10 protein-coding genes and 1 tRNA gene are annotated in these 12,005 nt (G+C 50.2%); 7 read left to right on the plus strand and 4 right to left on the minus strand.

The window, feature by feature from the left end; all coding sequences use genetic code 11:
• Positions 1 to 135: 135 nt before the first annotated feature.
• On the minus strand, positions 136 to 393 hold the full coding sequence (locus tag A7K91_RS27490) for a DUF6199 family natural product biosynthesis protein (RefSeq protein WP_483823616.1): 258 nt from the start codon (positions 391 to 393) through the stop codon (positions 136 to 138).
• Between A7K91_RS27490 and A7K91_RS15625 the strand changes: the two genes are divergently transcribed.
• Together A7K91_RS15625 and A7K91_RS15630 are read left to right on the plus strand one after the other, a co-directional pair.
• Positions 358 to 1,332, plus strand: a complete 975-nt coding sequence (locus tag A7K91_RS15625; protein WP_068684299.1) for a helix-turn-helix domain-containing protein — start codon at positions 358 to 360, stop codon at positions 1,330 to 1,332. The two genes, A7K91_RS27490 and A7K91_RS15625, sit on opposite strands and share 36 nt — an antisense overlap.
• A gap of 18 nt (positions 1,333 to 1,350) precedes the next feature.
• Entirely contained in the window at positions 1,351 to 2,634 is a 1,284-nt protein-coding gene (locus A7K91_RS15630; protein ID WP_068684302.1) for an effector binding domain-containing protein, read from the plus strand.
• Positions 2,635 to 2,841: 207 nt separating this feature from the next.
• On the opposite strand, the gene A7K91_RS15635 is transcribed toward A7K91_RS15630, so the two are convergent.
• Positions 2,842 to 5,484: an adenosylcobalamin-dependent ribonucleoside-diphosphate reductase gene (locus tag A7K91_RS15635; RefSeq protein ID WP_068684304.1), complete on the minus strand. Its 2,643-nt coding sequence runs from the start codon at positions 5,482 to 5,484 to the stop codon at positions 2,842 to 2,844.
• A gap of 203 nt (positions 5,485 to 5,687) precedes the next feature.
• Between A7K91_RS15635 and A7K91_RS15640 the strand changes: the two genes are divergently transcribed.
• From A7K91_RS15640 to A7K91_RS15650, 3 genes are all read left to right on the plus strand, one after another.
• Positions 5,688 to 7,502 carry a DEAD/DEAH box helicase gene (locus A7K91_RS15640; RefSeq protein WP_068684306.1) on the plus strand — a complete coding sequence of 605 codons (1,815 nt, stop codon included), beginning with the start codon at positions 5,688 to 5,690 and terminating at the stop codon, positions 7,500 to 7,502.
• Complete coding sequence (locus A7K91_RS15645; RefSeq protein WP_068684308.1) at positions 7,499 to 8,620, plus strand: YqhG family protein; 1,122 nt, start codon at positions 7,499 to 7,501, stop codon at positions 8,618 to 8,620. Before A7K91_RS15640 ends, A7K91_RS15645 begins: the two co-directional genes overlap by 4 nt.
• Positions 8,621 to 8,762: 142 nt before the next feature.
• Positions 8,763 to 9,707, plus strand: a complete 945-nt coding sequence (locus tag A7K91_RS15650) for a hypothetical protein (RefSeq protein ID WP_068684310.1) — start codon at positions 8,763 to 8,765, stop codon at positions 9,705 to 9,707.
• Between the two features lie 14 nt (positions 9,708 to 9,721).
• Here the strand turns inward: A7K91_RS15650 and A7K91_RS15655 are convergent, their stop codons facing one another.
• On the minus strand, positions 9,722 to 9,922 hold the full coding sequence (locus A7K91_RS15655) for a YqzE family protein (protein ID WP_068684312.1): 201 nt from the start codon (positions 9,920 to 9,922) through the stop codon (positions 9,722 to 9,724).
• A gap of 159 nt (positions 9,923 to 10,081) precedes the next feature.
• On the opposite strand from A7K91_RS15655, the gene A7K91_RS15660 reads away from it, so the two are divergent.
• Positions 10,082 to 10,786, plus strand: a complete 705-nt coding sequence (locus A7K91_RS15660) for an N-acetylmuramoyl-L-alanine amidase family protein (RefSeq protein ID WP_245697541.1) — start codon at positions 10,082 to 10,084, stop codon at positions 10,784 to 10,786.
• Here the strand turns inward: A7K91_RS15660 and A7K91_RS15665 are convergent.
• Positions 10,751 to 11,584: a divergent polysaccharide deacetylase family protein gene (locus tag A7K91_RS15665; protein WP_245697543.1), complete on the minus strand. Its 834-nt coding sequence runs from the start codon at positions 11,582 to 11,584 to the stop codon at positions 10,751 to 10,753. The genes A7K91_RS15660 and A7K91_RS15665 overlap by 36 nt on opposite strands.
• Positions 11,585 to 11,845: 261 nt before the next feature.
• Here A7K91_RS15665 and A7K91_RS15670 point away from each other — a divergent pair.
• Positions 11,846 to 11,932, plus strand: a tRNA-Leu gene (locus A7K91_RS15670).
• The last annotated feature ends 73 nt before the right edge of the window (positions 11,933 to 12,005 follow it).

Below are 12,005 nucleotides of genomic sequence, written 5' to 3' on the forward strand. Positions count from 1 at the left end.
TCGCAAGTAACAATTCGCGCATACGTATTTGTTGTCATCAATGAAAAACAGCCTGCTCCTTGGAAGGAGCGGGCTGTTTTTGGAATGGACTAAGGAGCAAGCTGCTAACTTTTGCTTATACTCCCTTAAATCCGCCTAAAAAGTTATTGTAATAAGAATAACACCCAACACAATATAAACTATACCACTAATTCTATAACGTCTTATTTGTGCTTTAGTGGGTTTCTTCTTTAAAGTATTCAAAGCAGTTGTCTTTACAAAAAAAGCCGGAAATGCTACAACTAAAGCCCCACCTACTACTAACAACAGAAAAATAAAGCCTGCTAAAACCATCTTGCTTAGATCGGAGGAAAACGAATGGGCAATCAACCCGTTACAATACAAGACAGGCATCGGTTTTTAGTTTATCAATCCATGGATTACATAGAAGAGCATCTGAATGAAAAGCTTTCACTCCAAATGATGGCGGAGCAGGCCGCCTACTCGCCATTTCATTTTCATCGTCTTTTTAAAGCGGTTACAGGCGAAAAGCTCAACGATTATGTCAAACGAACTCGTTTGGAGCGCGCACTACTCAAAACTATACTTTTCCATGATCAAAGTCTCTCGGAAATAGCCATAGACTGCGGCTTTTCTTCGATCGGCGATTTTTCCCGTTCATTCAAAGGTTACTTTGGAAAAAACGCTTCCTGGTTTAGAGAGCAAAGCTATGATAACAATCGCAAGATTTGTGAAGTCGATCGCAAGATTGCCGAAAGATATTTTGATACAACCTATTACAATAGAATTAGTCCGGACGGAACAACGCGCGTTGAAGCAAAAAGAGCGTTAAAGGTTACCGTAAAACAACTGCCCTCTTACCATGTCATCTACGATCGGTGTATCGGAGGATCGGATTTTTACTTTGATCAAGAAAGGAATCAAGAAAGCATACGGCAGGCGTTTGTGAAGGTTTTGAGCTTGTCCAGGTTAAAATCAAATGCCGTTTATCAAGCCATGAACATCGGAATCCCATCTCCTTATCCTTTTCCTTTACTTGGAGATCAGGGACGTTGCAGAAGGTATGATGCTTGTGTAACGATTCCTGCAAATGCGGATGTTAATGGAGATGAGGCAATAGGCAGCCGGCGGCTTGCTGGCGGATTATATGGTGTCATTCAAATTGACAAACAAGCCAGCCTGTATCCTTTCATCCTGGAATTCTTTTTGTATGAGTGGCTCCCCGCAAGCGGATTTGTTCTGGATGATAGCAGGCCTGTGCTAGAGCTATTCCCCGTGTCCGATGTCGGACATGCAATCTATATAGATTGCTGCATTCCAATTATAAAATGAAGGTAGGAGCGATGTCCTGTGAATGTTCAAACGACAGCTCTCGATGCTTTATTTCTGGTAGGCATCACAACCGAAACAAATGACTCAAGCGGCAGAGACTACGCAAATTTGACAAACGCTCTCATCAAGCGTTTAGGCGACATTCCCGGCCGTAAAAACAATACCTTATATCTTTTCTCCACGTTCTCCGAGGACTATATGCCCGGGCGGGCATTCACCCTTTTTGCCGGCGTTGAATCAGAGGAGCAGGAGCTGCTGCCGGACGGTATGTCGTGTAAACATGTACATGCTCATCAATACGCGGTTATTTCTCATAACGGCCCTCTGCGCACTACAGGCCAAACCGTAGATTTTTTTCAAAAGCAGTGGCTGCCGAATAGCGATTATGTGGAGGCTTCTCCATTCTTTTTTCAAAAAGGAGAGCTCTTGGGGAGTGATGGGCCAGCCAACGAAATAGAGATATGGTTTCCTGTTGTCTTAAAAAAAGAAACACAAGCTGCAGCGCCTAGCACTGTTCCTTCTTTAAAATATGATGGAGGCTTTATCCATGTGTTGTGGGACTATCATGAAGCGGCTTCGGAATGGTACGCCCGGCATTTTCTTTGGAAAAGCGGCGAGACGTTTTCCTCCCCCTCGGAAAAGCTGACCCGGCATGCGTTTGGCACCTGGATAAAGTCCGTTTTATCCGAAAACGGGCCGCATCCTGATTTGGTTGAGCGCGGAGTCGATTCCCATATACGCTGGTGCTGGAATACGAAGGATATAGTGGCGGCTCATCACTATTTTAAGGAACATGGGGTTCGCGTATCAGACATCTATTGGGGTCCGGGGGAACGTTATTATTTCGAGCTTTGGGCGACTTATGAAGGAACACGTCTGACCGTTTGCGGGTACCCGGAGCTTGAACAGGATTATGGAGCTAGGCTTTGTCCCGGTTGGGTTCGTATAGGAGTAAGAGATGTAGAAGCAGCCATGGAATGGTACCAAAAGTATGTCGGCATGTCTGTCGTCAAGGATCAGCCCGAACAAGGCTGGGCACTGATGTCCCTCGGGGTAGAGCATCATCCGGGAACCTCCTTATGGTGGCTGGAAACACTGCCCCCGAATGCATATACAGGGGCAATTAGCGGGACGGCTGCTCCCTACTGCGTCCTTCATGATAAGTGGGTATTTCAAAACTATCATCAATTTTTGCTGGACAACGATGTACCTGTTTCCGACATTTCCGGTAATCTAAACGGCTTTGCGCGGTTCCATTTCTTCGATCCTGACGGAAACCGGTTTAATATTCAAAAATATTAAGGAGCATAAAGCGTTTCCACTCCTATAAGTCCATACGGCAATCGGAATCAATGTCTTTTATGGAGAGCGCTGCGGTGGAGCTGATCCACCGCGCCTCCCTTATTATTCAAGCAACGTTTCATACGTTAGGTTGTATTTACTTCGAGCATATACGTCCAGCACTTCCTACCGACCTAACACTTCCTAGCTACTAACACTTGCTACCGGCTAACACTTGCTATATCCGCAATTGCCGCATTGCTTGCAGCCCTCGATGTTGATTAAAGATGCCAAGCCGCAGGATGGGCAAAGATCAAGCGAATTGTCCTTCTTAAAGCCTCCTTCATACGGAGGAAGGGAATCGCCTTGCGACAAAAAAGGCTGGGGCTGCTCTTCTTCCGGCCGCTCTTGATACTTCACATCAGCTCTACGCTCCAAATGCTCTGAAGAATCACCATTTCGCTGCTCAGCGAAGCTTATATGCTGCTCCAGCGCCTTCGCCACCGCATCGGCGATCGACTCGACCCGATTGGCGCCAAAGCCGATGGAGCCCGACCCGCCAATTCCTTTTAAATGCTTGATCAACAGCTCGACCTTATGTCCATGGTCTCCGTATCTCAGAAACAAGGAGCAGACCCGGCCTAATGCCTCCGCCATGGCAAACACATCGGAGCCCGCCTTGCCCACATTCAGAAAAATTTCGCCCGGCGAGCCGGAAAGATCATTAATCGTAATATAGGCCATGCCAAATGGCGTATTGATTTTGTACGTCGCGCCCCGCAGCACCTGCGGACGGCTCTTATACGCCTTGTCTAATGTACGTTTGCCTCCAGACTCCACCCGATGTGCCGGCATATCGTCTGGCCGCTGATCTCCTGTCTTTTCTTCCTTGATATGTTCTTGCTCCAGTTTTGGCTCCTGCTCTCCCGCCTCCTCCCGCTCCTCCGTATCCCGCTCCTCCGTCGTGGACAATACCTGCACATCCCGGCTCCCGTCGCGGTAGATCGTTACACCCTTGCAGCCAAGCTCATAGGCCATTTCGTAAAGCTCTTTCGTCTCCTCTATTGTAAAATCATTAGGACAATTGGCCGTTTTTGATATCGAGCTGTCCACCCAGCGCTGAATGGCCGCCTGCACCCGAATATGATCTTTTGCCGATAAATCCATAGCCGTAACAAAATAATCCGGCAGCTCTTCACCAGGATGAGCATCCTTCCACTGCTGTGCGATGGGAACAAATTGCTTATCGAAGCCCAGCCTGCTTTGACGGAAATATTGGAAGGCAAAATACGGCTCGATGCCCGTCGAGGTGCCAACCATCGTCCCCGTGCTGCCCGTTGGCGCCTGCGTCAGCACCGTCACGTTGCGAATGCCGTATTGCATAATCGCCTCGCCAACTTCAGGATATTGTGAGATCAGCCCCTTCATAAAGCCGCTCTGAAGAAAAAGCTCCGCGTCAAAAGCGGGAAAGGCTCCTTTTTCAGCAGCAAGCTCTGCCGATGCCAAATAGGCTTCGCGCGCCATAAATCCATAAAGCTTCTCAAGAAAATGAAGGCATTCCTGGCTGCCATAACGGATTTGCAGCTTGATCAGCAGTTCTGCAAGGCCCATCGTACCAAGCCCGATCCTTCGCTCCTTCTTCTGGTTCGCTTCATTTTGAGGAAAATGATACGGAGTGGCGTCGATGACATTATCAAGAAATCGCACCGACCAGCGAGTAACCTTTGATAGCTCCTCCCAATCCACATCCTCTTTTCCTTCGTCATAAAAACGGGAAAGATTAATGGCCGAGAGGTTGCAAACGCCCCAGCCGGGCAGTCCTTGTTCACCGCAGGGATTAGTACTATTGATGGGATTAAAATACCAGCTATTAGACATTTCATTGTAATATTCCATAAAAACGACGCCGGGCTCTGCCGATTTCCAGGCCGACTCCATGATGATATGCCAAATGTCACGGGCGGAAAGCGTTTTGTACAACACCACCTCTTTGCCAAGCGCCTTCCAGGCGTCAAGGTCCCCGGTCCATAGCTCGTCATAATCGGGGTCTTTTGTATCTGGGAATACGAGGTTCCACTCCAAATCCTCTTTGACCGCCCGCATAAAAGCATTGCTGACGCATACCGACAGGTTGGCATTAGTCACCTGACCCATGCTTTGCTTCACCGTAATGAATTCCAGCAGGTCGGGATGCCAATCGTTGATCATCAGCATCAAGGCGCCGCGCCGGCTGCCGCCTTGCTCGATCAGCCCCGTCGTATAGCTGAATAAACCTCCCCACGATACTGCGCCGCTGGACGTTCCGTTAACTCCTGCAACAACGGTTCTTCTTGGACGAAGCGAGGACAGATTGAAGCCAACGCCTCCGCCGCGAGCCATAATTTCCGTCATATTAGCAAGCGACTCCATGATGCCGCCCCGGCTGTCCTTTGGCGAAGGAATGACATAACAGTTGAATAGCGTCAGCTCCTCGCTAGTCCCTGCTCCAGCCGCAATTCTGCCCCCGGGAACCAGCTTGAAGCCGTCCAGCATTTCTCTGAACTTTCCTCTCCATTCCCGCGCCTTTTCTTCTGTTTGTTCTACAGCGGATATGGCATCCGCAATTCGATCCCACATCTCCCCGGGCGTTGTTTCAAGCGGATGCGACAGCTTGGTCAAGTCACTGTCCAGCGTATCCCCGTTTCGCAGCTTCACCTTAACCTTGCTTCCCGAACGCTCCGTTACCTCGCCAACCTCCTTGACCGGAAACCTGGAATCCTCTTTTACAAGAGCCAGTACCAGATCGCCAGGCTTCACCCCGGAAGAATCCTCATGCTTCAATGCGTACCTGTCCAAAAATATTTTTTCGCCCAGTCCCTCCAGCCTCGTCATAACTGTTTCCCTCCATCTCCTAAAAATAGGCCAACAAAACAGCACAAAACCAACATATAGTATGATACATCCATTTTAGCACACAATATATTGATTATCAGTTTGTTTTTATCCTTTATTATGTTTATTACAGAAGAGGGCAATACTACTTGGGAGCTCTATTTTTTTGTTTTTTATCACGACTTATCGGGAGGGTGAACGCCATGAACGACCTATCGTCTAATGAACAAGCATCAACCGGCTCCAGACGCAAGCTGAACGAGCTGGTTGAGCTGCATTTTGAAACCGGCTGGCATCAGGAATTGCAAAATCGCATCCAGCGCGGAGGCCCTTGGGATGATTGGACGTTATATCAATTAACGATGGAGGCCGAGCAGGCGAGGCGCGTAGAAAGCTTTGAGCAGCTGCAATGCCTAAGAGCGCTCCCCGATCTTACGCCTATGCCCCATCAGATCGGGACAGCCAGCAAGGTGCTTCACGAGATGGGCGGACGCGCCATTCTCGCCGATGAGGTTGGTTTGGGCAAAACGATAGAAGCCGGCCTCGTTCTCAAAGAATATATGGTTCGCGGCCTTGTTTCCAAAGCGCTGATTCTCGTCCCGGCCTCGCTTGTCCTTCAATGGGTGCGTGAGCTGAACCAGAAATTCGGCATCCCCGCCGTTGCGCAAAAAAAGGCGTATACCTGGGGCTATGATGTTGTCGTTGCATCTATGGACACCGCCAAGCGCGATCCGCATCGGGAAACGGTGTTAGGCACGGACTACGATCTTATCATCATCGACGAGGCCCATAAGCTCAAAAACAAAAAAACAACCAACTACCAATTCGCCACATTGCTCCGCAAAAAATATTGCTTGCTGCTAACGGCCACGCCTATCCAGAATGACCTGGATGAGCTATATAACCTCATTACTCTGCTGAAGCCCGGCCAGCTAGGCGGTCAAAGCCAGTTTGCGGCCAACTTCGTCGTGGAAAAGCGGCTGCCCAAAAACGAGGATCAGCTCCAGGAGGTATTATCCGGCGTCATGATTCGCAATCGGCGCGGCGACGGCGGCATCCATTTTACAAAACGCCATGTCAAAAACATACCGCTTGAGCTTTCGCCAGAGGAAAAAGCGCTTTACGATGCCGTGACCGGATTTGTGCGGGAGCGCTACGACGAAAGCGGCGGCGATATGAGCAGCATGCTTTCTCTTGTAACGCTTCAGCGCGAGGTATGCAGCAGCCGGGACGCTGTTTTTTTGACGCTGGTCAACCTGTTCAAAAAAACGTCCGAGGACTCTCCGCTTCGCCCGAAAATTTGGGAGCTGGTCGAAAAAATCCGCAGCATTACCGCCAATACCAAAGCTGAAAAGGTGCTGGAGCTGGTAAAGGAAATGAACGAAAAGGTCATCATTTTTACGGAATATCGGGCGACTCAGGAATATTTGCTCCAGTTTTTCCGCAGCCATGGCCTAAGCGCCGTTCCCTATCGCGGCGGCATGAACCGGGGCAAAAAGGACTGGATGATGGACCTGTTCCGCGGCCGCGCTCAGGTTTTGATTGCGACGGAGGCTGGCGGCGAAGGCATCAATTTGCAATTTTGCCACCATATGATCAACTTTGATTTGCCATGGAATCCCATGCGGGTGGAGCAGCGAATCGGCCGGGTGCATCGTCTGGGGCAGACCAAGGACGTTCGCATCTACAATCTATGCACGCTTGGCACGATCGAGGAGCATATCGTTAATCTTTTGCATGAAAAAATCAATTTGTTCGAGCTGGTCATCGGGGAGCTGGATCATATTTTGGAGAAGCTGGAAGGCGGGGGCACGATGGAGCAGCGTCTGGCCAAAATGCTCCTGGAGTCCGGCAACGAGCAGGAGCTCCAACAAAATCTGAGAGAGCTCGGCAGCTCGTTAAGTCAGCTAAGCAGCGAGGCCCAAAGCAGCGACATGCCGCTTAAAAGCAAAGCCCAAAAGCCGGATGTTGTGCTAAATCTGGACCGCCTTGGCGCAACCGTGGAGGTGAATAAATGAACGAAAAGCAAATTCATCGTTTTGTCGGGCGGTTTCTGGAGGCGACGGGCTGCTCCATTATAGAAAAATCCCCGGCGCATTATATGGTCAAGCTGTCGCCCCAGGCTGACCGGGAATTAACGAATCGCCCTTATTACTGGAGCTTTGTGGACCGGGTAGGCTCGGAGCCGGAAACGATGACATTTCTTTTTGTCACGGACAAGCAGCGTTACGACAACGTCAGCGCAACCGTAACCGGCTCGGCGGCAGGCGCTGCTGCGCCAGCAGGGACAGCTCCCCCTGCAACCGCTCTTCCATCTGGCGGAAATGCGACCGAAAGCGGAGCAGCTATCGGCCATAACGAAGCAAGCGGGAACGCGGCAGCCGTTTCCGGCACCACAGCTGCCAACGGCTTATCGCCATCCGCGACGGGAGCCGACGCGGCAGCTAACGCTTCGTCCGTTCAAGGCGCAACGGATGCCGCGCTTGCCCGGTCGTTTGGTTTTGTGCAAAGCAATTTGGCAACGGGCGTTCGAATTCCGCGCGAGGACTTGTATTTTGGAGCGGGAAAGCTTGAGCGGCTGTTCGGGGCGGCCAAAGCAAGCGGCAGCTATGTATGCTTGTTCCAGGAGCCGGAGCGCAAAGGCATCAGCCCCTTCAGCTCCACACCCTATACGGCATGGCTGGGAGTCAATATTAAGGTTGAATTTTGCTGCGACCGGAAGCGGGAGGAAATCTACAGCTTTGGCGTGTCGCTTGCTACCGGCAACTGCCTGGAGTCGTTTTACGATATGCTGCTGTCGCACAAGCTGACTCCCCGCCTGCCGGCTAATGTTCATATGACCAAAAACGGCATCTCCTATGGAAAAGCGTTATCTATTGTCGAAGCTGCGCTGGAGCGCAAATTGAAAAACCAAAGCTATACGTGGGCGGAGGAAGCGTCGGCAAGGCTCGCAGAGGAGCTTGAACGCATTGATTCCTATTACAGCCCTATTGTCGAACACGCGACCGATGAAAACAAAGGACCGGTTCAGGAGCAATACCAGCAGCGACGATCAGAAATCAAATGGCAATATGAGCCAAGGGTGACGGCTTCCGCTATTAACTGCGGTCTTTTCCATCTGGAAGGCATTCATTAAAGAAGAACAGACGGGAATCGCACATATCCGGCAAAAAAAGACGGATTAATCACCGGCATGGCGCGACAGGTTGCAACAGCCTTCTTGCAGCTTGTCCCCTACAATAAAAAGAGGATAGCAAAAACAAGTTGAGGTGTAATAAATGAGCAAAAAAAATCGTACCCGAATAATCGCGGCTTCCATTGCCGCTTCGCTGATGCTTTCACTGATGGCCCCTTATGTCTCTGCAGAAGCGGACAGCAGCGATGATTTGCCTGTATCGGCTCCCGTTTACGCTTTGTCCGAAACGCCTCTAGAGTCACAAGCTAAAGAATGGATTGGAGCATTGGCTGAGGAAGGAGGAAAAACCTCGCCTTTTGCAGCCTGGAAAAATGCCACACTGGAAACCTCGCCAATCGGGCCGGGAACCCATAGCTGGATCGTGCTTGTGAAGAAAAAGGCGGAAACGTTAGGTTATTTGGTTATTCATGCCAAGGAGGAGGGCGGATTTCAGCTTGGCGAATACGGTACGGGGGAATGGCCTCTATTTAATGAACATTCGCTGAAGCTTTCAGGAATACAACTACAGCCCATTATAAAAGCCAGATCGGAGCGGGTTTATATTCATCCCCTTCTGAATGCCTGGAGAGTAACGGATGGAGCAACGGTGCATTACATGGATGCCATTACCGGGGAGATGCTGCCTGCGGACGATGACAGATGGGACAAGCAAAGAGCGCAAGCGGAGAATTCGGCAGTGGGGGAAAAACGGGCCGGAACGGCCGATGCCCATGGCAAATTGGCGGCAAGCCTCGCCGTGCCTTCCTTCAATCCTTACGAAACCTTGCCGTGGTTAACCCGCAAGCCGCTTAAGCTGGACGGGCCGGACAAGCTTGCCGCTGTTTTGAACGATTTAACAAAAGAGCAAAAAATGCGTTACACCACGTTGAGCTTTGACAATGCTTATCGCGCAGTCTGGTCCGTGGTTGGATTTAATAAATGGAGCGATAACCAGATTTATGTCGCGCTTGATTCCGATGAGCAAGGCGCTGACCGCCGCTACATCCCGGCGGAATGGCTGCTTGCGATAGGCGATTTCTATAAATAAGCGAATACAAAGGGCTAACGCTGCCGTCCGCTTCTGCCCCTCCACCAAAGCATAAGCCCAAGCGGTCCCCAGCCGAACCAGCGAGTCAGCCAAGGCTCTCTGCCGGCCTTGGCCTCCGTCCGGGCTTGTTTGCGCACGTCGCGCGGCGTCTCCATATAGGATACAAACTGCTCCGTCATAAATTTCACAAGCTCATCGCCTTTTACTTTTGCCATTTCTGCACCTCCTTCTTGGACATTGAAAAATCGCTACATATAAAGGCTTCCCCATTCTTTCTCCCTGTAACCATGCATGACTTTGCCTGTAAAAAGACACGCTAATAACAGCATTCCTCTAAGCTCGGAATGCATGAATTGGTGGAGGGCGATCTCTTTATGCGACTTGTTCTGATTTTTTGTACATTTATAGCCTTATGCCAGCCCGTTGCTGCCGCTGGACAAAGCAGTAATGCCATTCACGAAACGCGCCCAGGCTACGATGAAGGCTGGACGATGCCAAGAACCTCGGTCATTATTGATGTTGGTCATGGCGGAATTGACGGCGGCGCGTTTTATGGAGATACACTGGAAAAAGACATTAATCTGGCCATCGCCAAAAAGCTGTATTTGCTTCTGCAAAGCCAAGGCATACCTGCCGTTATGAACCGGACCGGAGATTATGCGCTTAGCGATGACAACCGCTGGCATCAGACATCCTCTCGCCATCGCCGCGATTTGTCTCAGCGCCGCCAGCTGACAGATGAAATCAACAGCGAAATTTTGGTTAGCCTGCACGTCAATTCGGTGAAAAATAAATCCCGTCGTGGCCCGCTGGTGCTTCATCAAGCGCAGGGCGAAAGCGCCTTGTTGGCCTTTTGCCTGCAAAATGCGTTAAACCGCCAGCAGCAAACAGCCGGAACAGCCCGCGAGGGGAAGCCGTTTTATTTGCTGCGGCGGGTCGATCAGCCTTCGGTCATTGTGGAGATGGGCTTTATAAGCAATGCGGAGGATCGGAGCATGCTGACGGATTCAAGGAGACAGCTTGAAATTGCTCAAGCGATCGCCTCAGGGATTTGGCAATACAAATGGATCGCTCATTGATCCGTTAACCATCTGGGATAGCTTGACGACGGCAGCTTCATTCTGAAGGTCGGGTAAGCTCAGCTTTAAGACAGCCGCCGTTTTTTTGCCGGGAGGTCCGACATGTCCGATGGTGACGCAATCCCCGCGGCTTTTTAGCTGCTTGCGCAGCTCGGTTACTTGCTTCGCAATATGCTGCTCGGTATATACATCGTCAAGAAACACATGATTGGAGACGATCGGGAGACCAATTTCCTCCGCCACCTTGGGAATAACGGTTTTGAAGGTAGTTCGGCTATCCAGAAAAAACAGCCCGCGCTCCTTGCATACGCCAAGCACAATCCGCATCACTCTTTCGTCAGCTGTCACCTTGGACCCCATGTGATTATTCATGCCGATAGCATAAGGCACATTGTCAATGGCGTCCTCCACCCGCTTGCGAATTTCATCATCGCTCAAATCCGTTGTAATTGCACCTGGACCAAGCCAACTTTTGAGCCCTTTGTTAGGCTCCATCGGCATATGGACTATGACATCATGGCCCCGGCGGTGTGCCTCTTCCGCATCCTGCTTTGTTGTAGGCATAAACGGCATAACAGCCGCCGTAAACTTCACCGGAAGCTGAAGCATGTCCTCTGTGCCATTCATTCCGTTGCCAAAATCATCAATGACGATCGCGAGCCTTCGCTCCTCTTGTTTACTCCGTTCCCCCTCGTCTCGTCCAGTCTTCTCAAAACCAGCTGCTTCCGCTACTTGCGGGACCAACAAGCAAAAACCAATAATGGCCGCCAGTCCGATACGGGCCATTTTTACTGTCATGACATATCCCTCCGCTTCTGCACAATAATGCGCATATTACCATATCTCCATATCCTTCATAGTATGGATGAACATTCAGGAAAATATGCTCAGAAACGGCCGCTGCAATTACAGCGGAGAGAGCTGGCATGTGCAAGGCTCTTCTGATCCCAAATGCTCTTAAATTCCCTTGTGCAATTAGCTGAAAATTGGAACTTTTCATTCTCGCTTGACCTGCTCTAATCCGCCATGCTATTATAACTTACGTTGCAGAAAACATATGCGGTCGTGGCGGAATTGGCAGACGCGCTAGATTCAGGTTCTAGTGTCAGCAATGACGTGGAGGTTCGAGTCCTCTCGACCGCACCATATCTTCCCTAACATCAAGCTTCCTTCGCTAATCAGTAGATGGGAAGTTTTTTTATTTGTGGTAATAAACAAA

This window comes from Paenibacillus oryzae (assembly GCF_001675045.1).
Classification (GTDB): domain Bacteria; phylum Bacillota; class Bacilli; order Paenibacillales; family Paenibacillaceae; genus Pristimantibacillus; species Pristimantibacillus oryzae.